This is a genomic window from Actinomadura chokoriensis, from assembly GCF_041463665.1.
Taxonomy (GTDB): Bacteria; Actinomycetota; Actinomycetes; order Streptosporangiales; family Streptosporangiaceae; genus Spirillospora; species Spirillospora chokoriensis_A.
The window spans coordinates 50,627-73,227 of the sequence record NZ_JAXCEJ010000026.1; the positions used below are offsets into that span (position 1 = coordinate 50,627).

At 66.0% G+C, this 22,601-nt stretch carries 18 protein-coding genes and 2 pseudogenes; 3 read left to right on the plus strand and 17 right to left on the minus strand.

The genetic code is table 11. The features are described from left to right. Positions 1–415: 415 nt before the first annotated feature. Both SM418_RS31170 and SM418_RS31175 read left to right on the plus strand, forming a co-directional pair. On the plus strand, positions 416–2,458 hold the full coding sequence (locus SM418_RS31170) for an McrB family protein (protein ID WP_371944894.1): 2,043 nt from the start codon (positions 416–418) through the stop codon (positions 2,456–2,458). Then, positions 2,455–3,660, plus strand: a complete 1,206-nt coding sequence (locus SM418_RS31175) for an McrC family protein (RefSeq protein WP_371944895.1) — start codon at positions 2,455–2,457, stop codon at positions 3,658–3,660. Before SM418_RS31170 ends, SM418_RS31175 begins: the two co-directional genes overlap by 4 nt. Before the next feature lie 313 nt (positions 3,661–3,973). Here the strand turns inward: SM418_RS31175 and SM418_RS31180 are convergent, their stop codons facing one another. The 12 genes from SM418_RS31180 to SM418_RS31235 form a co-directional block, all read right to left on the minus strand. Then, positions 3,974–6,706, minus strand: coding sequence for a BTAD domain-containing putative transcriptional regulator (locus tag SM418_RS31180; protein ID WP_371944896.1), 2,733 nt, complete (start codon positions 6,704–6,706; stop codon positions 3,974–3,976). Between the two features lie 53 nt (positions 6,707–6,759). Continuing rightward, positions 6,760–7,155: a pilus assembly protein TadG-related protein gene (locus SM418_RS31185; RefSeq protein ID WP_371944897.1), complete on the minus strand. Its 396-nt coding sequence runs from the start codon at positions 7,153–7,155 to the stop codon at positions 6,760–6,762. Between the two features lie 56 nt (positions 7,156–7,211). Next, entirely contained in the window at positions 7,212–7,604 is a 393-nt protein-coding gene (locus SM418_RS31190) for a TadE/TadG family type IV pilus assembly protein (RefSeq protein WP_371944898.1), read from the minus strand. 56 nt (positions 7,605–7,660) lie between these two features. After that, positions 7,661–8,056 carry a pilus assembly protein gene (locus SM418_RS31195; RefSeq protein ID WP_371944899.1) on the minus strand — a complete coding sequence of 132 codons (396 nt, stop codon included), beginning with the start codon at positions 8,054–8,056 and terminating at the stop codon, positions 7,661–7,663. Then, entirely contained in the window at positions 8,053–8,235 is a 183-nt protein-coding gene (locus SM418_RS31200) for a hypothetical protein (protein WP_371944900.1), read from the minus strand. Before SM418_RS31200 ends, SM418_RS31195 begins: the two co-directional genes overlap by 4 nt. Positions 8,236–8,298: 63 nt before the next feature. Next, positions 8,299–9,195 carry a type II secretion system F family protein gene (locus SM418_RS31205; RefSeq protein WP_371944901.1) on the minus strand — a complete coding sequence of 299 codons (897 nt, stop codon included), beginning with the start codon at positions 9,193–9,195 and terminating at the stop codon, positions 8,299–8,301. After that, complete coding sequence (locus SM418_RS31210; protein WP_371944903.1) at positions 9,192–10,079, minus strand: type II secretion system F family protein; 888 nt, start codon at positions 10,077–10,079, stop codon at positions 9,192–9,194. Before SM418_RS31210 ends, SM418_RS31205 begins: the two co-directional genes overlap by 4 nt. Next, positions 10,076–11,434 (minus strand): TadA family conjugal transfer-associated ATPase, encoded by a 1,359-nt coding sequence (locus SM418_RS31215; protein ID WP_371944904.1) that lies wholly within the window; start codon positions 11,432–11,434, stop codon positions 10,076–10,078. Before SM418_RS31215 ends, SM418_RS31210 begins: the two co-directional genes overlap by 4 nt. Beyond that, positions 11,431–12,102: a hypothetical protein gene (locus tag SM418_RS31220; protein WP_371944905.1), complete on the minus strand. Its 672-nt coding sequence runs from the start codon at positions 12,100–12,102 to the stop codon at positions 11,431–11,433. Before SM418_RS31220 ends, SM418_RS31215 begins: the two co-directional genes overlap by 4 nt. 142 nt (positions 12,103–12,244) lie before the next feature. Further along, positions 12,245–12,943, minus strand: coding sequence for an SAF domain-containing protein (locus SM418_RS31225; RefSeq protein WP_371944906.1), 699 nt, complete (start codon positions 12,941–12,943; stop codon positions 12,245–12,247). Between the two features lie 771 nt (positions 12,944–13,714). Beyond that, positions 13,715–14,260 carry a hypothetical protein gene (locus SM418_RS31230; protein ID WP_371944907.1) on the minus strand — a complete coding sequence of 182 codons (546 nt, stop codon included), beginning with the start codon at positions 14,258–14,260 and terminating at the stop codon, positions 13,715–13,717. 248 nt (positions 14,261–14,508) lie between these two features. Next, complete coding sequence (locus SM418_RS31235) at positions 14,509–15,303, minus strand: hypothetical protein (protein WP_371944908.1); 795 nt, start codon at positions 15,301–15,303, stop codon at positions 14,509–14,511. A 265-nt stretch (positions 15,304–15,568) separates the two neighbouring features. Here SM418_RS31235 and SM418_RS31240 point away from each other — a divergent pair, with 265 nt between their 5' ends. Further along, entirely contained in the window at positions 15,569–15,775 is a 207-nt protein-coding gene (locus SM418_RS31240) for a transposase (protein ID WP_371944951.1), read from the plus strand. Between the two features lie 516 nt (positions 15,776–16,291). Here SM418_RS31240 and SM418_RS38005 read toward each other — a convergent pair. From SM418_RS38005 to SM418_RS31275, 5 genes and pseudogenes are all read right to left on the minus strand, one after another. Next, positions 16,292–17,361: pseudogene (locus SM418_RS38005) on the minus strand (IS630 family transposase). 237 nt (positions 17,362–17,598) lie between these two features. Further along, the gene (locus SM418_RS31260; protein ID WP_371944911.1) at positions 17,599–18,804 is read right to left on the minus strand and encodes a hypothetical protein; all 1,206 of its coding nucleotides are present in this window, start codon (positions 18,802–18,804) and stop codon (positions 17,599–17,601) included. A 446-nt stretch (positions 18,805–19,250) separates the two neighbouring features. Then, positions 19,251–20,026, minus strand: a pseudogene (locus SM418_RS31265) (transposase family protein). A 188-nt stretch (positions 20,027–20,214) separates the two neighbouring features. Further along, the gene (locus SM418_RS31270) at positions 20,215–21,153 is read right to left on the minus strand and encodes a phosphotransferase (RefSeq protein ID WP_371944913.1); all 939 of its coding nucleotides are present in this window, start codon (positions 21,151–21,153) and stop codon (positions 20,215–20,217) included. Beyond that, positions 21,134–22,588: an NsdA family TPR-like regulatory protein gene (locus SM418_RS31275; protein ID WP_371944914.1), complete on the minus strand. Its 1,455-nt coding sequence runs from the start codon at positions 22,586–22,588 to the stop codon at positions 21,134–21,136. Before SM418_RS31275 ends, SM418_RS31270 begins: the two co-directional genes overlap by 20 nt. Positions 22,589–22,601: the final 13 nt, after the last annotated feature.

Below are 22,601 nucleotides of genomic sequence, written 5' to 3' on the forward strand. Positions count from 1 at the left end.
CGGCACGCTCGCACTGGGCGGGCGAGACGTCCAGGCCGGTCGCGGCGATGTCCCCGGGATGCGAGCAGCGAGACCACCGTCGAGCGGGGCAGTGCATCCGCGCGGCGAGGTCGGCCTGGGTCCAGCCGCGTGCGGTCCGAGCGGACCGCACGCGAGCCAAGGTGGAATAGCCAATTACGCCAGTTCTCTCCTCAGGGTTTCGCCATGCGCGTTCGACTCGAGATGTCGATCATCGATGCCAACAGCGGCAACGCTCGGGCCGCTTACGGAGTGATGGGATCCGGCCGCGCCGAAAAGGTGGATACCTCCGGGCCGCAAGCGGGACCTTCGAAAGATCAGCAGATGTCCGGAAGGGTGGTATAGATTTCTATACAGTCCGTGTCCAGGGAAGAAGCGGACAGGTGGGGTTACAGTTATGACCACGCGGCGGGAACTGGAAGCGCGGATGCAACATGCCGGGGCGAAGATCCTGGCCGATCATCCGAACGGGCTGCGGGCGCGGGAGGTGTGGCAACGCGTTCTTGCGAAAGATCCGACGTTGGAGAACGAATACAGATCCCTCGGGTTCGAGATGCCCTTGGAGAACGTATTCCGGCTCTCCAACTTGAAACTGGTCAGGGCGGGCTGGGTCCGCAGGAACTCCTCCCGATGGTTTCTGACCTCCGTCGGACGAAACGCGTTGGCGTCCTATCCCGACGTCGAGCGGTTCTACCAGCAGGCGGGGGAACGCGATCGTTACTGGCAGGGCAGGCGTGACGCCTTCGGTCGTGTGGAGCACCTCATCGAGGCTGTCACCAGCGGGTCCTGGCTGGCGGCGTCCGATCTCGCTGCAGAGACCGGGCTCGAGGTCACCGCGCTTGTCCACTGGCTGCAGGGCACCTGGCCAGAGGGGTGGTGGCGGGTACTGGAAGACGACGGACGCCTGCCCGCAGAGGCCCACTCCAATGACGTCGAGCGGGCGGGCTGGCTCGATCTTCTGGGCGACGATGGTGTAAACGTGGGGCAGGGCAGGGCGGATCCGCTTCAGCGGGTCGCCGTCGGGGATGTGGCGACGACGGTCGTCCCTGCCGCAACGCGGTCTGGCAGGGGGGCCTGGCTGGTCAGGGGCTCGGACGTGCGTGGCGCCGACCCGACGGGCGAGAATCTGATCAAGATGCTGTGGTTGCCCGGCGGCGTGGTTTCGCTGTCTGCCTCGCAGTTGCGTGATCTGCCAGAGGGCGCCTCGATCGAGCAGGTCAGGGCGGCGGTGAACGGCGACTATCCGAGCGTTGCTGAACGGGAGCGCAGGCGGTTGTCCACCGAGTTCCACGTGTTCCTGTCGATCATGAGACCCGGCGACATCGTCCTTACCCACGATGGCACCGAGGTCTACCTCGGCGTGATCACCGGGCCGCCGGCCTTCCGTGCCACCGTAGCGAGCCGTGCCAACCTGCAGAGGCAGGTGGAGTGGCTCGATCCCGACAAGCCACTGGACTTCTTCAGCGATCTTCCCGACGAGCTGGCCGCCCGGGTCTCCAACTCCGACACCGACCTCATCGACTTGGCCGACTTCCTCGCTGAGTTGGCGGCGCTGGCCGGAGGGGATGAGCCGCCCCAGCCCGAGGCGACGCTGATGGACGTTCCCGAGACCCTGGCCGACAAACTCTTCGTGGCGCACCAGTGGCTGCAGGAATGCGTCGAACTGCTCCGTGACCGAGCGCAGCTGATCTTCTATGGGCCGCCGGGCACGGGCAAGACGTATCTGGCCCGCCACCTGGCCGTGCATCTAGCCGGAGGAAAACCCGAGAACGTCAAGCTCGTCCAGTTCCACCCGGCCTATTCGTACGAGGACTTCTTCCAGGGTTACCGTCCGCAGCCGGGCGGCGGGTTCGACATCGCGGACGGGCCCTTCGCCAGGCTGGTCAAGGCAGCACGCGACCATCCCTCCGACCCGCACGTGCTCATCATCGACGAGATCAATCGCGGCAATCTGGCGAAGATCTTCGGTGAGCTCTACTTCCTGCTGGAGTACCGAGATAAGGGCGTTGTAGACCTGCTCTATGGGGGCGACGACGGCATCGGCTTCACACTTCCCCGCAACGTCGTCATTCTCGGAACCATGAACACTGCCGACCGGTCTATCGCCTTGGTCGATACGGCCATGCGGCGGCGTTTCTGGTTCGTCGAACTTCATCCGGAGGAGCCGCCCACCAGTGAGATGCTCGGCCGCTGGCTGACGGAGAACAAACATTCCGACGAGCCTGCCCGGCTGCTGGCCGCGCTCAACGCGTGCATCGAAGACCGGGAGTTTCGGATCGGACCGTCCTACCTCATGAACGAGACCGCGACCACGGAGAAGGGGCTGGATCGCATCTGGCGCACGCAGATCCTTCCGCTTCTGGAAGAGCACCATTACGGCGACGGCACCGATGTCCGGGCGACCTACGGTTTGAAGGCGCTACGGAACCGGATTTCGTGATCAGTGTCCGCCTGCGGGAGAGCGGCGGCTGGCAGGAGCGCGAGCTGACCGGCGCCCAGGCCGCCATGCTTGCCGCGTCCAAGCTGGTGCACATCCAGCTCAGCCCGCGCCCCGGTGTATGGCGGCTGCGTGCTGGCGACCGGGTCGGTGTGGCGCGGGTGGGGCTCGCCCGCGCCACACCGGACCGACCGGCGATCGAGCTGCGGATCGAACCGAAACTGTCGATCAACAGGCTGTTCTTCCTCCTCGGCTACGCCGCGAAGCCTCGCGGCTGGCGCCAGGAGGAGGTGGACGCCGGGGAGCACAAGGAGCTTCTGCCCGCGCTCGCGCACGCCTTCGCGCGGGCCGCCGACAGGGCGTTGCGGCGCGGTGTCCTGCTCGGCTACCGCGAGACCGAGGAGGCGCTGCCCGTCGTGCGTGGCCGTATCCGAATTTCCGAACAGGTCCGGCGGCGTTACGGGATGCCCCTGCCGGTGGAGGTGCGCTACGACGACTACACCAGCGACATTGCCGAGAACCGGCTGCTGCTCGCCGCCACCAGGAAATTGCTGCGACTGCCCGGCGTCGGTACGCCGACCCGCCGCCTGTTGCGCCACTCGCTCATCCGCCTGGACGGGGTGGCCCCCCTCGTCGCGGGTCTGCCCCTGCCGGAGTGGACTCCCGGCCGCCTCAATACCCGCTACCACACTGCTCTGGGACTGGCCGACCTCGTCCTGAGGGACGCCTCTTATGAGCTGGACGGCGGCTCCGAAGTGCGTGTGGACGGCCTGATGCTTGAAATGTGGCGCGTCTTCGAAGATTTTCTAACCACCGCGCTTGCCGAGGAACTACGCCGCTACGGAGGGATGACCCGCTTGCAGGACAAGCGCCACCATCTCGACCGCCTGCGTCGCGTCCAGATCAAACCCGACCTCGTCCACTATGCCCAACCCGAAATCCCGACTGCGGTGGTCGACGCCAAGTACAAGGCCAAGGGGACGCACGAGGCAGATCTCTACCAGATGCTGGCCTACTGTACTGTCCTCGGCCTCCGCACGGGGCACCTGGTGTACGCCGATGGCGCCGGCGGACCCGTCGTCCATGAGATCACCGGGACCGGCGGAAGCCGGATTGTTGAAACCGCCTTGGACCTGTCGCTGTCCCCTGACCGCCTGCTGGCACAGTTGGGGCGTCTGGCCGCCGAGATTCATGGCTCCTCGTGACTGCCGCACGACAGCTTTAAGACGCTGGGGTGGGACCACGAGGGTGCGATTGGGCGGCGGGGCGGCTGTCCGGCTGCCGAGGCCAACGCATTCCGCGGCACCTTGCGCATCAAGGTGCCGAGGTCGGCCAGTCGGGCGACATACCGGAAGCTGGTGAACAGTTGGCAGCCGTTGTCGCTGTGGTGAATTAGGTCGCCAGCGTGTGGCGGTTCCTCGCGCCGTCGTTGCTACAGAAGGTATCTCTCCAGGCGTGGAAAGTGATCTTGCTGGAGAAATACCTCTGAGAGCACGACAGTGAACGTGGAATGCGACATCAATCTGTGGAACCTCCAATATCCTGGACGCAAGGCTTTGGGCGGCTAAGGGTGGCCATGAGTTGGTGGGTGTCCTCATTGGGGTCCGCCTCGATCTCGTCGAGGCGGCTTGCCAGGAGTTGGTAGGTGCGCCGGACGGCGTCTGGTCGGCTGAGCCGGGCCTGTAGGTGCATGACGTCTCGGTAGAGAGGCTCGGAGTACGGGTCGTGAGTGATGGCTCGTTCGAGGGTGGCGAGCGCTCGGTCCGGCTGCTCTTCTTGAGTGAGTTGGACGAGGTGGCCCAGGGCGTCGACGACGACGCGGCGGAGGTATTCGCGGTGGGCGTCGGCCCATTCGTACTCCAAGCCGCTGGCAAACCCGCCGATGTAGAGGTCGCTGACGGGGGTGAGGGCGTTGATGCGCTCGGTGTCGTCGGTGGCCCGTTCGGCGTCCATGAGGGTGGTGGTCAGTTGCCAGAGGTCGACGTCGATGAGGTCGGGGTCGATGCGGTAATGGCCAGCGGTGTGGAGGATGTATTTGGGTTCGGTGAGGCCGGTGGCGGCGCGCAGGACTTTGCGGATGTTGGTGGTGGCGGTGTTGAACTGCATGACCGCGGACTCGGGTGTGAGATCGGGCCACAGGGCGCCGACGGTTTGGTCGCGGGTGACGCCCTTGGGATGCAAGGCGAGGTAGGCGAGCAACTGTTTGGCGCACGTGCGCAGGCCGGAGGTGATGGGACGGTCCGCGGCGTGCAGTAGGACTGGTCCGAGTACCTGAAGGCGGGCGGGAGCTTGATGGTCCTCGGTGAAGGGCCGGGGCGGTGGGATGAGGCTGATAGCGCTTTCGGGGGCGGGGGTGCCGGTGCTCACCGTAGGTGCAGGAACATGAGCCTCGATACCGGCGGCGGCTTGAATGGTTTGCAGCATGTCGGCGGCGTCGTCGGCGGTCAGGTGGAACAGGCGTGCTCTGGTGAACTGACCAGCGTCGGGGCCGTTGGCGTCCGTGACGGTTCCATCGCTGGCCAGGTCCAGGCTGGTGCCGGCGGCCCAGGCGCCGAGGAGTAGCGCGCCGATGCTGTAACGGCGGCCGAGCGTTGTGAGGGCATGCACGGTGGCGGAGTTGTACATGGTCGCGGCATCGTGCGCGGGGGCCGTCGCCACCAGAAGCACTGTCGGCAGCGGTTCGGCGGGGTCGTCGATGCGCAGGGCGGGCACGTCGGGCAGTTCGGCCATCTGGCGCAGCCGGTTGCGGTGGAGGAGTTCGGCTTCCAGGTGTTCGATGCCCTCGTTCAGGGACGGCGTCAGGACCAGACCCTCGAGCGCTGCGGCCAGGCCGGTGATGTCGGCGCCGGGGAAGAGTGCCTGGGCATCGGTCCGCGGGATCACGATCTCGGCGCGGTAGCGGCGGGACTTGGATAGGAGTTCGGTGGTGATGGCGCGTGCGGCGGCGTGGGCGCCGTCTCCGGATAGGCCGAGGGCGAGGCCGGGCAGTGAAATGGTGACGGCCTGACCGTCGCGGGTGCCCGTGACGAGATGGTCGGGCTCTGCGGCCAGCAGGTTTTCGCGGACGAGTTCGGGGTCGGACGGAGTGAGAGCGCCTTGGTCGGCGTAGGTGCTCATGTGGGCTTGGCGGGACTTGAGGACCGGGGCAGGCAACGGAGGCTCTGTGGTGCTTCCGTAGGAGCCCGGGTCGGTGTTGAGCGGGCGTCGGCGGCGTCGGTGCAGGCGGGTGGCGGCCACGGCCACGCTGAGCGCGCCGGCGAGGCCGAGACCGATTCGGGAGCCGGACGGTAGGGAGATCGCCAGCGGCGAGTGGGGATCGTCCCGGTCATGTGGTGTCGGGCGTGGCGGGGTGGCTGAGTGGTCGGCGGGCGGTGCTACGACCGGGCTCGGCACCTGGGCTGCCGTCGACTCATCGGAAGTTGAGCGAGGCAAAGTTGGCGCTGGGGAGCCATTTGGTTTGTCCTGTCCAGGAGGTGCCGAGGGCGCGGCCGTATTGGGCGGGGTCGTTCGCGACGGTGTAGCCGCGTCATGTGGCGCGCTGGGTCGCGGGAGCCGTATGCGCTGGCCTGGGTGGAGGATGTCGGGGTCGGTGAGGGCGGGGAGCCCGTCAGGCTGGTCGATGGCCCGGCTGTTCTTGAAGATCTCGGGGTACTGGTCGCCGGAGCCGTAGGTGCGGCGGGCGAGGTCCCAGAGGGTGTCACCTCGTTTGACGACGTGGGTCTGCCAAGCGGCCTGGTCGGGCTTGGGCTGGGCTGGGGGCTCGTCGGCGAGCAGCGGTGTCCATTCGGGTTCGGTCGGGTCCTTTGGCGGTGTGTCTTGCCTGGGCGACGACTGATGGTGAGAACCCAGCTCGGGAACACTGGCGTTGTGGATTTCGGTCGCGGCGTGCGTGTGCGCTGCGGCGGAGGCCGAGGTGGAGGTTGCGAGGGAGGCGGCGGCGCTGAAGGTGAGGGTGGCCGTGGCGACCAGGTCTCGGACCAGGTGTTGCAGGGGCAGGACCGTGCGCGGCACGGTTGGTCTGGATCGTCCGGCCAGGTAGTTGATCGCCTCGGCGCAGACGGTGACGATGAACAGGCACCACGCGCCCCAGCAGATGAGGAACATCGTGGCCAGGAAGACGCTCTGGTCGGTGTCCTGACGCATCAGGGTCGTGTGGACCTCCTCCCAGGACGGGATCCGGTCCGGGATGGGTGAGCCGCCCATGGCGTACAACGCGACCGGGCATCCGACCAGGAGGAACAGGAAGACCACGAGAGCGCCGAGGCCGCGCGCGAAGTCGGCCAGGCGGCTGCGTCCGGTGTAGGTCACGGCTGGTGAGGTCCTTTCACTCCGGTGGTCAGGTTCGCGGTCGCGGTGCCGTCGGCGCGCAGGTGGCTGATGCCGATGACGGGCAGGAACAGCGCGGTCCGGGTGACGGTGACGTGGACGTGGATGGCCCGCGTTTCGGATGCGGTCACCGTGCCGGTGTAGCCGCCCGCCCGCAGGTAGTCGCGTGCGGCGCGGACCGCGGCACGGCGGTCGACGGTGAACTTGCCGTCGGCATAGGCGTGGTTGGGGTCGACGCGTCCGGCGCCGGCGCGGGCGGCTTCCTGGGCAACGGTGTTGGCGTCCTGGCGGGCTTCGAGTTTCTGCTCGAAGTCGACGACAGCGCCGAAGAACACCACCACGACGAGGGTGAGGATGACGGCGAAGACGCTCACGCTGCCGGCATCGGTGAGAGGCTGTCGGCGGCGGACGATCCATGAGGCCAAGGCGGTCACCGAGTCCTTCCCCGGTAGGGATCGATAGGAGACCGGTGAGTCTTGGTGACGGTGCGTGTTCCGGGCATGCCCGGTAGCGCCACGTCGGCAAGCCGGATGACGCAGGTGACTCGCGCGGCCACCGTCCCGGTCCGGCCCACCGGACGGTGGAAGCCGGACAAGTCCAGTCGGACGCTCGGGCGGCAACGCAGCCCTCGGTCACTCAGCGTCGCCATCGCGCTGGATGTTGCGTCCGCGCGGGCTCGTGTGGCGGTTCGGGCGATGGAGGCGTGCCGGGCTGCGTCGGCGGCTGCCTGGGCGACGACGGCGCTGCCGTGCTGGACCCGCATCACCATCAGCAGCCCGGCCAGGAACGTGATGAACAGGGGCGCAAGGATCGCCACTTCCACGGCCGCGTTCCCGGCATCCCTTGTGCTTAACGGTGCGCTCTGCCTGAAACGGGCTTTCATGGCTGCTCGGTGGTGAAGCGTTCTCTTGCGCCCCGTGCCGTGCGGCTGATGGCGATGTCGACGCCGGGCAGGATCGAAGGAGCACTCCCGGACACTTGGACGCTGATGGTCGTGCCTCCGGACACGGTCACCTTCGGTGAACGCAGAACGGGTTCGGCGCGAGCGAAGGAGATGGCGGCGGAGCGACCGTCAGCGGCGGTGCCGTGACGGGCGCGAGCCGCGCGTAGTCCTTCTTCTGCGGACGACAGGGCCACGTCACGGGCGACCGAGACCATGACCGCCTGCAGCAGCGCCAAGAACAGCACACCGACGGCGGGGAAGACGATCGCGGCCGTGACGGTCGCCGATCCCGTCTCCCATCCGAGCCCCTTGATCGGGTTGCGCAGGGTCATGGGCCGCTGGAGCCGGGGATCTTGCTGATCCAGCTGTTCACCTTGCCGGCGACGGCGAGGTAGACGGTGAAGGCCAGGCCGGCGAACCCGGCAACGATGATGATCGTCTCCACCACGCCCGACCCCCGGTCGCGCCGGACGGCGAGTTCAGCGAGGCGGTCGAGAACGGCGATCGTCATGCGTGTCGCAGCAGTGTTGAGCGTGTTCATGGTCCCCCGAGTGGATGCGATGCGATGTCGGCGTTAGCCGGATGCCAGGAGCTTGGAGAAGAACGGGAAGCCGATCAGGATCACGAAACCGAGCATCAGCAGCGAGGTCGGCACCCACATCGCGGTGGTGCGGGCGTTGGCTTCGGCGCGTGCGGCAGCGGACGCCTCATGCCGCATCGACGTGATCTTGGCGATCAGGACGTCCTGCATCTTGGCGCCCTCGCTCCCGGCGATCTCCGCCGTGTGGGCCAGGTCGGTCAGATCCCGGATGTCGGTCTCGGCGCCGAGATCGGAGAGTGCGCGCCAGGGCTGTTGCTGGGCGTGCCGAGCCCGGGACAGCGCCTGATGGATGCGCCGGAACGGCCATCCATCGGTGATCTTCGCGGGATTCTCCAATGCGGCGTTCAGGGCGGCACCGGCTTGACGTTCCAGGACGACCAGTTGCAGGTAGGAGGTGAAGGCGTAGCGGAAATCCCTGCGGCGCTGCCGAGCCTGGGAACGCACGTTCCAGTCCGGGACCAGCGACAACACCGCGGCCAGTACCGACCCGGCCAGCACCGGAAAGGTCCACGGCAGCGACCCCCCGGTCAAGCTGACGAGGCCGGCCAACACCGACGGCACGGCGAGGCCGGTGAGGAACAGGGCCAGCTTGTCCAGCATGAACCGCTCGACCGGACGCCCCAGCAGCGCCAGGTCGGCGCGGGGGACGGCGAGCAGCCCTTGTGGACGGGTGGCCCGTTCGGCCAGCCATCGGCCGACCCTCTCCGGCATCGTCGCCCTGTCGTCCTGGACCGGGGTGGCCTTGAAGGGTCCCGCCTGGATACGGGCCAGAGCGGCGTCCAGGCGCGGCGGGGCAGGCCGCAGCTCACGGAGGAGCAGGATGAGGCCGGCGGCGGCCAGGCACCCGGCGAGGGCGGCGATCGTGGTCACTGGCCCGTCCCCTGTTCGGCGGTGGCCATCGGGCGGGCGGTGTGAAGGAACCGGGTGCCGGTCGACAGGACCGCAAGGCGGCGCATCCACCACAGCCCGGCCGCGTAGATGGCGGCCACGACGGCGAGCACGGTCTGTCCGAGCGGGGTGTCGTAAGGGTCGGCGAGGGTTTGTGAGGACGCGAACAACACGCTCAGCGCTCCGACGGAGGCGACGATCACGATCAGGGTCGTCCGTAGTCCGGCTCGTTCGGCTTCGACGTCGCGGCGGACGATCACCTCGTGCTCGACGGCGTCGGCCAGCAACCTCAGGGCGTCTCGGGTGCCTGGGCCGCGGCGGCGTGTGGCCAGAAGCAGAGCGCAGGCGATCAGGTCGGCGATGGGGTCGTCCAGTTGATCGGCGAACGCCCGTAGCGCCTGGTCGGTGTTGGCGTGGTTGTTCAGCCGTCCTGCCAGCAGTCCGACAGGCTCGCGGATCACGTCGGGAGCGACACGCGCGCTGTCGGCCAGTGCCTGCTCCAGACCACGGCTTGCCCCGATCATCTCCGCCAGCCGACGTGACCACTGCGCCAGGGCTTCCAGCCGCGCGATCCGGCGCCGCGGCGCGCGGCCCGACAGCATCGGCGGTAGCGCGTACGCCCCGGCTCCGACCGCCAGCGCCGCCACTGGCCATCTCGATAGCAGCAGGACCGCCAACCCGCCGCCGGTAGCGCCGAGAAGCCGGTTGCGAGGCCCTGGCCATGCCGACGACCGCAACATGATCTGGATCCGAGACGGTGGACGGTCGTCCCTCCCGCCGAACTCGACGCCCCGGACTGCACCCACGAGCACGAAGACGCCTCCAGCGGCGCACAGGCCCGCGAAAGCGGCCAGCAGCCCCGTCATGCCCAACTCCCATGTGCTGGCTGGGGTGTCAGGAGCTCGGGGTTGAAGCCGTTCTGGCAAAGCTCGTCCAGCAAGCTGGGACTGATGTGTCCGTCCGCTGGGGTGGCGCGTCCATCCAGGCCAGAGGTGAAAACGAAGTTGCGGGTGGGTTCGGCGGAGTCCGCAGGCGGCCCGATCTCCATCACCTGGGACACGTACCGGTCGTTGGTGGCTTGGTCGCGTTCCAGGTAGACGATGAGGGGTTCGGCCAGTCCGAACATCAGATGCACATCGGCGGCGCCCAAGCCGAGGTCGGCGCGGCGGCCAAGCTGGACGACGCGGCTGAAGACGTGCTCGGGGCGGTGGACGTGCAGCGTGCACATCGAGCCCCGCGCGCCCGAGTACATCACCTCCAGCATCGGAGCGAGTTCTCCGTGCCGGGCTTCACCGACGATGACACGGTCAGGGTTGAGGCGAAGGCACGCCGGCACGAGGTCCTGCAATCGCACCTCGCCCGCGCCTTCGGAGTTGGCTTGGCGCGCTTCGAGGGCTACTACGTCGTGATGCCGGTGCGCCAAGCGCGGGTCGTCCAGGAACAGCTCGAAGTCGCTTTCGAGGGTGATGATCCGCTCCTGCGGAGGGACCTCGCTGGCCAGAGCCCGCACCAGGGTGGTCTTGCCGGTGTTGACCTCTCCGCACACGATGATGTTGCGGCGCGCGGCGATCGCGGCTCGCAGGAACTGCTCCAGCGGCTCTGTGAGGGTGCCGAGTCCGGTGAGCTGTCGCAAGGAAATGTCGACGAGGCGGTGCACTCGGATCGCCAGGTGCGGCTGTCGGGAGACCCAGCCGACCACGGCGAGCCGGACCCCGTCGTTCAGCGCGACGTCCAACAGCGGTGATGCATGGGAGAACTCGCGGCCCGTGTTGCCGCGCCGCGCCAGCAGCTGCACCCACTCGATCAGGTCGTCGTCGGTTTCGGCGACCGGAGGACCCGGTTCCTTCGTGCCGTTGGTGTAGCTGATCCAGGTCTGGCGGCAGCCGTTGACCACGATGTTCTCTACGTCGGAACGTTCCAGGAACGGTTGCAGAGCCCCAAGCCCGAAGCGGCGGTCGAACACCAGCTGCGCAACGTGCCGCTGCTCGGACGCGGAGGTGACCCGCCCGGCGGCCATCTGCTCGTGCGCCCACGCCTGGACTTGCACATCGATCAACTGGCGCGCTCGAACCCGGTCGACCCCGTCGCCCAAGACGTCGACGAGCTGCGCCGACACCTCACGGACCGCTGCCCATACGTTCGCTTCGCCGCTTCGCTGCACAGGAACCGCGAACGGTGCTGGGGTGTGCATTCCGGTGGACTTCCAGCCTGGCGCGGTCACGTGCCGACCCCAGCTTCCGTTAGAAGCTCCGGCCGCGTTGCTGCTCCACGTGGAGAGGTGCCCGACGAGCCCGAGCCGATGATGGTGTGGAGTCGTCGTCCTAGTTTGTTCAGCGAACGCACGAGCAGCGAGGTCCTGAACGTCAGCCGAGGACGTGCACCATCCGACAGCACCCCTGCGTCGATCGGTGAGGACGGCAGCTCGGCCATTACCGCGACGTCCAGGGCGCGTTCGACTTCGGCCGCGCTGTAGGGCCCATCGACGACCAGACCCAACCCGAGCGTCACGTGCTCACCCACCAGCTCTTTGAGCGTGTCCCACCGTGGCCTGGCAGCATCGACCTGCGCCAGGGTCGGCTTGAGGATCATGACGACCGCGTCAGCCGCCTTCAGCAGTTCGGTGGGGGTGTCGGTGCCACCGACCCGGCCCAGGTCGGCGATCACATCGCCGTCCCAGGCCGCCAGCGCCTCGGCCAGCCGGGGCCATACCGGCGTCAGCCGTGTCCCGTGCCGAGGATCACGGACGCCGTGCAGCAGATCCACGTGCCCGTCGTCCGCGATCGGCACTACGTACTCCTTCAGCGGTACCGGCGCTTCTTGGTCGGCTTCGACCGCCATCGCCAGCCCGAGCAGCCCTGGGCCAGCCGATTCGCGCATCCGGTCCGTCATGAATCCCGGCAGGACCCGGCGCCCCATCGGGTCGCACTCGGCCAACAGCACCCGCCCTGGCCACAGCAACGACAAACCGAGAGCCGTGGTGGATACCCCGGGGGCTCCGCCAGGAGAGATCAGGCAGCACAAGCCCATCGCTTCAACCTCGCCTTTCGGTCACCACGAGAACGACTGATCCGGCCGCTGCCTGCCGCGCCACCGTGCTGCTGTCCGAATCGGCCACCAGTAGCGACACCGTCACCGCTCCTTCGGTGTCCGGGCTCTCCACCTGCTCGATCACGCCCGTGACGTCCCGCAGCACACCCGTCCCAGGGTGACTCTGCACAGAGCCGGCATCAGCACCCTGCTCGCCAGGGGTGAAGACCACACGGACGAGCCATCCAGGTGCCAGGCCCGGCGGCACCGCGCCGGCCTTCAACGGCACCGTCACCAATGCCTGCCCGCGCTGCGGACTTTGCTGGGCCGTCAACTGCGAGGCCGCCAGCAACGTCCCCTTCCGCAACCCCACCGCGGCCCGCTGCCCGATCACCTCCGGCAGCTGCCGCTGCGGAATCGTCGCCACGGCCGAATCGGTTGCCACCCGCACCACGTCCAGATCGGCCTGGACGAGCTCTTGTCCGACAGGGACATCGCGCGCCAGCCGCACCACCGGCATCCGCTCTCCAGCTGAACGGAACAGGTACACGTTCGCCACCATGGCGAACACCAGCAGCACCATCCCGGCCACGATCCACCTGGGCCGCCGCTGCCGCGCCAGCCGCCTCGACGACGCCGGCACCGGCCCGCCGGTCAGCTTTGGAACCGTCGGCTTGGGCAGCGTGCCGCCGCTGGATTTCATCGTGCTCCTCACCCGTACAGACCCTGCGCCTCGGCCACCCGCAACCGGAAACTCGTCGAACGTGTCAACGGCGGCAACGCTCCGCCGGACCCGTCCGACCCCCGCCACGTGCCGCCCCACGTCACGGTCACCCGCACCCGGTAGGCGCCACCCGGCTCATTCGCCGACGACCGCTGGAACGTGTACGAGCAATCGGTGCGCTGCGCCGATGCCGGGCGCGACTTGTCGTACGCCGTGCCTACTCCGGCGCATCGAACGGCGGGATGTCCATAGCCCGGATCGATCGTCAGGCTCTGCGGCCTGGCCGTGACCTCAACCCACACGTCCCGCGCCGTCACCCGGCCACTGATCGGCCGGGAGTTCGTCACCCAGAACCACTCCGGGAGACCCACCAGCCCGGCAGATCGGCGAGGTGGCGCCGTCCGCACCACTGGCGCGGGGATAGGCATCCGCGTCCATCTGCTCAATGCCAACTCCGCCGGGGACACCTGCGCAGCCTTGCGAACCGGTGTGCAGACCTCCACGTCATCGCTCAATCTCCGACAATCGTGCGGTCCGATGTCATGCGACTCGTCGACAGGAGCACTCGCCCCAGTCGGATGCGGGCCGGGTTGCCCTCCAGCCCTCCCAGGGCGCCCATCGTCCTGCGCTCCGAAGCCGTACCCGTTCAGATTGGCGTCGGGAGGCATCGGATCTCGTGGAGGAGGAGCCGAAATGGGCTGCAGCAGGAGGGCGCCACTGGTCAGCACGACAGAGGCAGCGGGAGCCATTTCAGCAGCCCTCACCCAGTACAACGTACTTGCTGACGCGCCATTCCCCGTCCGCAGCTTTGATCACGTACGCCTTGGTGTTGCCCTTCTGGACCCCGCGGTTGATCTTTTCGTGCGAGCCTATCTTCATGAGTCCAGCCTTGCTGGAGTCTTGGCAGTCGCGCAGAGTCGCATCGTTGCCGGTGACTTCCACACTCGTGATGTGAACGATCACCTTCCCGTACGAGGTGAGTTCCTTACTTCTGAGTTCCTCGGTTCGCTTGAGCACACGCGAAAGTTGAGGCTCGACCATCAACGTGGACAATTGCTGCTTCCGGGAACTCTCTGGAAGAGAGTCGGCGTGGTCGAGCATGGCGATGAAGGATGTGTAGGCGCGCTTGACCGCATCGTCATCCGGAACAGGAGAATGAAGCGGGATGGACGAGTCGCTCGGCGACGGCAGGGCAACGGCCTCGTTGTCACTCTTGCAACCAGATAGCGTCAGTACGACGCATGTGACGCCGAGCCAGCAGAGCCGACTCACCGCCTGGTGATCGATTCCGGTCAAGTCCACACCCCCATAACTTGATCGCCCACCGGTGCTGTCGCGATCTCCGTCGAGACAGCACCGGCAAGGCGACGTCGAGCGATCGTAGGCGCAAGCGAAGTGCTTTGACCTCCCGTCACGCCGCGATGAGGGAAAATCCCCTCACATGCGAGACCAAGAGACGTTGGCCGGCATGACCACCTGTCCCATATGGACGAAATGCGAACCGTGCTTCGATGAGCCGGCACCGGCGCGATTCCTCTTTGGGCTCACATTCCCATGGCATGAGCAGCGGACATCACCGAGATTCGGCCGTCCCGAATTGCGTCCACAAGGCGGACCTCGGCGACCTGCCGCTGCTTGTACAGCCGGCTCGCGGGCTCGCCCTTGTCCTTGGCCAGGCGCTGGACGGACAGGCCGTCCAGCCGCGTCGCGTTGATCAGCTCAGCGGCGGCCGAGGTGATGATCCCCTGTCGCGCGGCTTCCAACAGCAGGACGACCGGGTCGACGTCGGAGACGGGTGGGTGGTCGGGGAGCTCGCTCGGGTCGCACGGGACATGACGCGCGTCCCGTCCGCGAGCCCGCAGTGCTCCCTTCCGTGCCCACAGCATCAGCCGCGCGGCGATGTGCGGGCGCTCGATGTCGATGCGCGCCAGCTGCGCGACGAACTCCGTCAGCAGCTCCGAGACGATGTCGTCGACGAGCCGGCTCGGGCTGTAACGAATCACACGGGCGGCCGTGCTCTTCAGCCCAGGCATCGCCACACCGACGCAGCCCACCACCCAGGCGGGATCGCCGGACCGCGATCTGCGGACGAGCTCCCGCCACGCAGCGTCCTTGAGTTCGTCCGATGCGGACGTCTCGAGCAGCAGCGTGCGCAGTTCGCTCAGGTCGATGGCACGAGCGGGCAGGCCATGCCCCACCGTCCTTCCATCGAGCGCCAGTGGGTTCGGGCCGGTGGTCAGCAGCCGAAAGGAGCGCTCGGCGACGCTCAGTGCATTGTCGCCGTACTCGCCGCCTGTCGCGCGGTGCGGACGCTGGTCGTTGATCTGGTGGTTGCTCATGACGCCCCCGGAAGGTCGTGACGGATCGATGGCGTCAGGTATCCGTCACGCCATGAGCACTTCATGGGCACTTCGTAGGCACCCGAGCGTGCTTACGAAGTGCTCATGAAGTGCTCATAATCGCTCTGACCTGCGAAGACTCCGGATCGAGCGTCAGTCGCTGCCTCGGAGGTAAAGCCACCCTCCGTGCTCAAAAACCGCCTGACCTGGCCCTTCTCTCGACATCAGGTGCTCGTTATGGGCTTGGCAAAGCCGATTCGATAGGCTGGGGGAGGAGTGGACCGGCAAGCCGGTCGCGCAGGTTGCGCGGGATCTGGGGATCAGTCCCTACACGCTGCATAACTGGGTGAAGAACGACCGCGAGCAGGCCGGGCCCAGGACGGCGAGCTGGGTGAGTCCGAGCGTGCGGAACTGGTTCGGTTGCGGGCCGAGCGGGTGCAATGGGAGAAGGATCGCGCTGAGCTTGAGATGACGCGTGAACTGCTCAAGCGATCTGTGGTCCTGTGGGTGAAGGACTCGATGAGCCGTTGATCGTCGCGGAGTTCATCGCGTCCTGCAGGGCCAGGTTCGGTATCCCGCATGCGATCGCCTGCCGGGCCCTTGGGGTTTGGCAGGCCTGGTTCTACAAGTGGATCAACCGCGGGCCGACCCCTCGCGAGCAGCGGCGGGTGCGGTTGGATGAGAGATCAAGCGCCTGTTCACCGCCTCGGGCGGCACCTACGGGCTCGCCGCGGATTACTGATGATCTGCGGGAGGCGGGCTGGAAGGTCTCGGTCAACACGGTCGCAGCGCGGATGACCGAGTCGGGGGCAGGCCGGGTGTCCGGTGAAGACCCAGCGGTCGCTGACTCGGCCGGTAGGCGGCCGGCCGCGCCGGATCTGGTGCGCCGCAACTTCGCCGCCGTCGCCCCGAGGTGTTGTGGTGCGGGGAGGTGACGCATCGCGGTGGCGGGCGCTGCTGCCGGGCCGCCAAGCCCTGCTAGAGAGCTTCAATGGTTGGGGTTACTGATTGGCAGGTGGGTGTGGGTGAGGAGGCTGTTGAGCAGGGCGGGCCGGTGCTGGATGCGTTTCAGGCGGGTTTGATCAGGCGTATGAGCTGGTCGATGGTGTGTTTGGTGAGGTTGGCCAGGGAGCGTTTCAGGTGTGACCAGAGGCCCTCGACGGGGTTGAGTTCGGGGGCGTGGGGCGGCAGGTGGAAGACGGTGAGCCAGTCCCGGGTGGCCAGGTAGCGGCGCATCCGGGCTGAGCGGTGGGTGTTGAGGTTGTCCCACACGACGACGATGGGTGCGCCGAGTTGCTGGTGGGCGGCATCCAGCAGGCGGATGTAGTCGCCTTCGTCGAACCCCTTCTTCTCGTGCTTGCGGCCGCGGTAGGCGTGTGCACGGCAGAACATGCGGGGGCGCTCACCGGGCTTGACGGCCACGAGCGCGGCCAGCGAGACCCGGTGGGTGCCGCGGGAAGTGACGCGCACCACCGGTGTGCGTCCGCGTCGTCCCCAGGTGGTGGCTTTGGGCGGCCTCAGCCCCTGGCCGGCCTCGTCTTCGAAGCAGATCCAGGCGCTCAGGTCGCCCGCGGTGTTTCCACCGTCGGCCACACCTGCTCCCGCCACCGGTCGATCTTGTCCTCGTCGCGCTCGGCGGCGCGGCGGGACGGCATCTGCACGCTCCACCCGATCCGGTGCAGCAGCACATCCACACCGGCCGGGGTGTAGGAGGCCGCGAACAACTCCCAGATCACCTCGGCGATCCGCGTGAGCGTCCACCGCTGGTCTTGGGTCCAGCCGTGCGCGGCCGGGCCGAGCTCCAATGCCTGCTCCAGGAGGATCACCTGGTCATCGGCCAGTTTGCATTGTGCGCCGCCAGCTCCCTTGGACGCCAGAGCCGCCGTCCCGCCAGGCGCGCCGCCACCGGTTCACCGACATCCGCGTCACCCGGAACCGGCACCCGATCTGCGCATCCGACAGCAAGCCCTGCTCGAACAGCCGGGCCGCTTCCAGCCGCAGCGCCTCCCGCCGCGCCCGCTCCACAGCGGTCAACCCGCCACCCTCGCCATACCGCATCCACCAGAGGTAACCCACCCACACCCAGCAGACCAGTAACCAGCAAGACACAACCGGTAACTCTAACTATTGAAGCTCTCTAGCTTGATCAGCGAGTATTACCACGCAGCATAGCCACGGGTCAGACCAGGTTGACCCAACATTTGAGCGTCACAAGGCTGGAGCCACGTGACGTACGCAGCGGCCCCCGTCTCCGCGTGAACAGAGACGGGGGCTGGGGTACCACCGAGTGGACAGTCACCCCTTCTGTTCAGGACAGTTCTCAAGTTTCCAGAAGGGCCCACCTGGGAAGGCAAACACCGGCGAGTCTAGCCCTTCCTCCATGTATGCACAGCTCGGGATGACCCAATTCCGATCGCGATTTACATAGGATTGGACTTTTTCGAATCCAGTCGGGGGCTGACGATCAGTATTTAGCCCCATGCAGTCGCTATCTGGAGTTCCGGTACAGTCATTGCTCAACATGCTGACAGATGCTGACGCCGGTGAATTGCCGCTATTTCCGGGCGCCAACTCTACCAAGAGGTTGTACCACGTGTCTGCATGAAGATTGGCCGGGTAACCAACGCCGAGTTCCGCAGAATTCGCCTGACAACTGTCGAGTTGAATATTGCTGTCGGCATAGGGGGCGGCTTCTGGCGGGATGTTGGTTGTCCAGAGGTAGCCCGGCGAGGCATAATAGGTGCTGGACCAGAATTCGGTGTGTGCCCTCTCGCCATCTCCGCCGCAGAAGGGTCTGATCCTGTCAATTATGGAGTCATTAAACGTAGTGATCCCTAGCTCCATACCCCAATCGGACGGGAATATAGTTGGGTTGGCGCCGACGGCACTTTGGAAAATAAAGATATTGTCATAGCTCCGGAGATTCGCTCCCGCGTATACGTTAGGATAGGCATACCCTCGCCAAAGAGAGGGAAAGTGCTCAGGAATGTCTTGCGGCTCTCGTCGAATAGATGCTAAGTTCTTACTCGCAGTTGCGGGGATCGGGTCGCTCAATTTCACTGGCGAATTCGTCAACACGGGTCGTGGTGCGTGCGTCAATTTCTCGCGCAAAGCCCTGACCTTTGGCGCTGAAGTAGTGGGCGATACGACAATATTAGATACGATCGGCGTCCGATTGTATCGTTGTTTGATTGTGTTCTTGGCCCAGCCTAGATTGAACTCTAGAGTGCGATTAGGATCCGGTTTCATTCCTCCGACTACGCCATTCCCGTCGAAGTGATATTCGAGGACGTTCACCTCGGATTGACTGACGGCAGTCATGGCATCTTTTAGATCGACACCGTGCCCGATAGTCAACGTAGTCCGACCTGGTTCGCTGCTCAACGAAACGGATGTCGGTAGTTCCGTTTCCGCAGCTATCGCCGTCGACTGACTGCTCACGATGAGGGCGGGTGTCAGCATCATCGACATGAAAATCTTGAAACGCATGATTCCGCTCATTTTGTTTCACTCCTAATCGTGGAGGTAGATCTAATTAGGACTATCGTAAGCGTGATTGAAACGGCGAGTAGTATCAACGCAATGAGAGTTGGTTGCATTGATATCGAAAACGGAATGTTAGTCCCGTCGTGCCGATAGGCGCACTGTACTGATTGTGCGCCAGTGTTGGTGGAATACGTTTGGTCGAAACGATTTTCTAGATTGATGCAGCTGCGATACACCGCGAACCATTGAAAAAACAAGCAGATAATTGAAAATGCCTGAAGTCCAAGGATGGCATACAGTGCTGTTCGTGTGGTCGTAATAATTTTGTCCAAACGATTCTAAAATATATGGCCTCGTCTCCTTTAAGGGAGGATAGCTCGACATTGCCTTAATAGCAATCGATTAGTTGACCATAAGTTGCCACATCTTCCGACGGGCAAAGGGTTCTCAGTCTTGATCAACTATGATAGTGAGGTGATTCCATTCTCATCGGCGCTGGTAGCCGAGGGTAGGATCGCTTGGAGCACAGCGGTCATGCGGCTGGTTGAGCAGCGTTCCTTGCGCAGGATGCGCCATTGCTTGAGGCTGGCGGCGCCGCGTTCACCGACGGCGCGGACTTGGCGTGGTATCGGTTGACGCTTCTTGCGTCCCAGCCTGTGGCCCTTCTGTCGCTTGTAAGGAGTGCCGATGGCGCCGGCCCTTTGATACCCTTGTCGGCGTAGCCGGCGATTGCCCAGAAGGTCAGACCGTCGACGATGCCGTGCTCACGGGCCGCTGTCAGGTCATGCGCCGAGCCGGGCAGTCGGCGAGGCCCAGATCAACTCGTCATGCGGGTCGGTGAGGAACTGCACGTTCACGCCGTGGCGGCGATGCTTGCCCGAGTAGTACAGGCGGTCGCTTGCGCCCGACAGCCGATCGATCGGCGCGAGCGTGCCGTCCAGCACGACATACGCCTTGCGCCGCGCGATCCGCAGCCCTTGCCGCAGGCCCGGGCCAACTCGGCGAGCAGATCGATCACCTCGGTCACGCAGCGGTGCGCGGTCGCGACGCCGACACCGAACTCGGCCGCCAAACGCGCGAAGGTCTGGCTGTGGCGCAGGTACGCCAGCAGCGCCTGACGGCCAGAAGGCAACCGCCGCCACCGAGACCCCAGCCCCGCTCGATGCCCGTGAACCAGGTCGGCCACAAACTCGCGGGCCGAGAGGGACAGATCCAGCGCAGTACTTTGGAACAGCATCGGAGCTCCTGGTGGTCAAGGTGGTCACAAACCTTGACTTACCGGGAACTCTTTCGATTACCGACGCGCCGCGCGGCCCGCGATCAGCCTGTGACCAGCGGAGATCAAGATGGAAATCAGCTTATTGGATCAGATGCGGGTGCTGTTCGGGATGGACACCAACCATCGAAAGCCCGAAATCCCTGTGCTCACAAATTATTGTTCTCTTTCATATGCCAGCGGGTCCGGGTGTCGCCAACTCTTAGGCAACTGAGACGATGGCTTAGTTCTCGGCATGAGAAGGGGGCGCCGGGGGCGTTGCGGATGTGGATGCCGATGGCATAGGTGTCGCGGATCTGCATGAGGGTTTCGTAGCCGCTCCATTCGCGCAGGTCGTAGCCGTAGGCGGTGGCGAAGTCGTTCACGTCCGCAGGGGAGAGGCCGAAGCGGCGTTGGCCGTGGTAGCTGTGGACCAGGTCCCACTCGCGGGGGCCGAGGGCGACGCTGTCCCAGTCGCTCAGGAGCACGTGGCCGTCCTCGTGGCGAAGCAGGTTGTCTATCCACGCGTCGCCGTGCAGGAGTGTTGGTGGCTCGCGGAATGGCAGGGCATGCCAGGCGTCGGTGAGGTCGGCGATGCGATCGCGGAGCCAGCGTTGATCGTCGTGGTCGAGGACGCCGGGTTGGTGCTGGACGGTTGCGCGGATGCTCGCCAGCGGGTCTACCAGCGTCCGGAGCCGAAGGGGTGGCGTTGGCCCGGTGTGGAGTGCGTGGAGTAGCCGGCCGAGGTCGGCTGTGGTCGCGGGAGTTGAAGCGGTGGGGATGTAGTGCCAGAAGGTGATGGCGGCTCCGTCGACGTTCATGGGTTGCCCGGTGATGTCGTCGGCTGGGCGGATGGTCGGGAAGCCGCGGTCGGCGAGCCAGCGGGTGACCGCCAGGACGGCCGGGAGCCGCTCGACGGCAGTGGGGGCCGTGGCAATCCGCGCGATGATCGGGGCGCGAAGTTTGAACACCGCGTTGCTGCGCAGCCGGAGCAGTTCGGCGCCGGTCGGGTCGAGGCCGACCCGGTTGCACACCTCGTCGAGGATCTGGTGGGCGCGCTCGCGGAGATTTGTCGCGCCGGTCAGCCGGTTAGGCATCTCGGCGAGCATGGATTGTGCTGGAGTTCAAGGCCAGGACCTCTTCAAAGGTCTGCAGAGCCTTGTCGCGCCGGCGGCTGGCGGGGATCGCTGAACGGATGTCGCGGGCACGGACGAACATGATGGTCGTTCGTTGTGCGGACTGTAGTGCCAGGAGGGTCTGGGTTGCGAGTTCGCAAGCCTCGGCTTCCCTTGCGCTGCGGGCGAGTGTTGTTGCCCGGTCCAATTCGATCAGCGCCGGATCGATGCCCGGGCCGGTCGGTCGGCACAGGGCCGAGGCCGTGTCGTGGACTGCCTGAGCGCGCTGAAGGTCGGGTAGGTACGCGTGGGCACCGCTCATGTACAGGTAGAGGCGCTGCTCGGTGAAGTCGAAGGCCAGTGGCCCCGTGTTGCGGTCTTTGATCTGGGAGAAGAGCCGTTGGGCTCGGGCGAGCGCGCTGATGGACCCTTGCTGGTCGCCGATGCGGGCCAAGGCGCGGCCTTCGGCGGCTGCAGCGAGTGCTGTGGGTGACGAGGGCTTCGCGCGGCCGAGGGCTTGGGCTTCTCGCGCAAGGTTCACAGTTTCAGATGGATCGCCGTAGTAGTACGGCAGCATCGCCTCCTGCGCACGGACCAGGGCGCGGAGCTGGGGGTCGCCGGTGTCGTCGGCAGCCGTCTTCGCGGTCCCGTACCAGGCGCGAGCTTGGCGGATGTCGCCCAGCTTCATCAGGGCGTCCGCGCTGAGGATCGCAAGTGCGGCGGCAACCCGGGAGAGCCGGCACTGGATCGGTCCTGACTGCCGCCGGGAGGAGAGGCTGCGGACATCGCTGAACTCCAGCATGAGCTGGCACAGCATAGGCAAGGGCGGCGTGGTCAGGTAGTCGCGGCGACAGCGCAGGACTGTTTCCTCAAGACGGTCCATCTGGTCCTCGGTGACCGTGCCGGAGGCCAGGGTGCGGTCCATTTGCCGTCGAAGCGCTTCCACTTCGGCCAGCAAGCGGCCGCGTGAGGTTTGGGCGTTCCCGATGATGACGTCGTTGAACAGGGCTCGTCGGTCAGTCTCATCCTTGGCCTCGTACGACGGCCCGGGGTTGTGCAAGCCGCTCGGAGTGAGCACCGGCACGTGCGGGGTGGGAAGCGATGGTGGTGGCGTGCGCGGGGCGGGAATGACCGCAGCCTCGCTGGGGACGGCATCGTCTGAATAGTCGGCGGCTAAGCCGAGCCGGACGGGGTTGGCCCGGTACAGCCTGGATAGCCGGTCGAGGGTGTCAGGTCGCGGGCGGCCTCGGCCGTTCTCCCACACGTTCAGCAGATCGATGTTGGCGTGTGGCCCTCCGAGGTGCTCGCGTTCGCACAGCTCGGTCAGGTGGTCGATGGCGGCCTGTGCCGTCCAGCCTTGGGCGAGGCGGTGGGCCTTGAGAAGGCTCACCCCGCAGCAGTGGTGGATGGCCTGCACCAGGTTCCACATCCGCCAGTTCTCT

Bases quoted from the DNA above. Each gene is read 5' to 3' on its own strand.
- SM418_RS31225 (WP_371944906.1), bottom strand. From the start codon at position 12,943: ATGAAATCCAGCGGCGGCACGCTGCCCAAGCCGACGGTTCCAAAGCTG.
- SM418_RS31220 (WP_371944905.1), bottom strand. From the start codon at position 12,102: ATGACGGACCGGATGCGCGAATCGGCTGGCCCAGGGCTGCTCGGGCTG.
- SM418_RS31200 (WP_371944900.1), bottom strand. From the start codon at position 8,235: ATGACGATCGCCGTTCTCGACCGCCTCGCTGAACTCGCCGTCCGGCGC.
- SM418_RS31270 (WP_371944913.1), bottom strand. From the start codon at position 21,153: ATGCTCGCCGAGATGCCTAACCGGCTGACCGGCGCGACAAATCTCCGC.
- SM418_RS31260 (WP_371944911.1), bottom strand. From the start codon at position 18,804: ATGAGCGGAATCATGCGTTTCAAGATTTTCATGTCGATGATGCTGACA.
- SM418_RS31235 (WP_371944908.1), bottom strand. From the start codon at position 15,303: ATGAGCAACCACCAGATCAACGACCAGCGTCCGCACCGCGCGACAGGC.
- SM418_RS31170 (WP_371944894.1), top strand. From the start codon at position 416: ATGACCACGCGGCGGGAACTGGAAGCGCGGATGCAACATGCCGGGGCG.
- SM418_RS31275 (WP_371944914.1), bottom strand. From the start codon at position 22,588: ATGTGGAACCTGGTGCAGGCCATCCACCACTGCTGCGGGGTGAGCCTT.
- SM418_RS31210 (WP_371944903.1), bottom strand. From the start codon at position 10,079: ATGACGGGGCTGCTGGCCGCTTTCGCGGGCCTGTGCGCCGCTGGAGGC.
- SM418_RS31195 (WP_371944899.1), bottom strand. From the start codon at position 8,056: ATGACCCTGCGCAACCCGATCAAGGGGCTCGGATGGGAGACGGGATCG.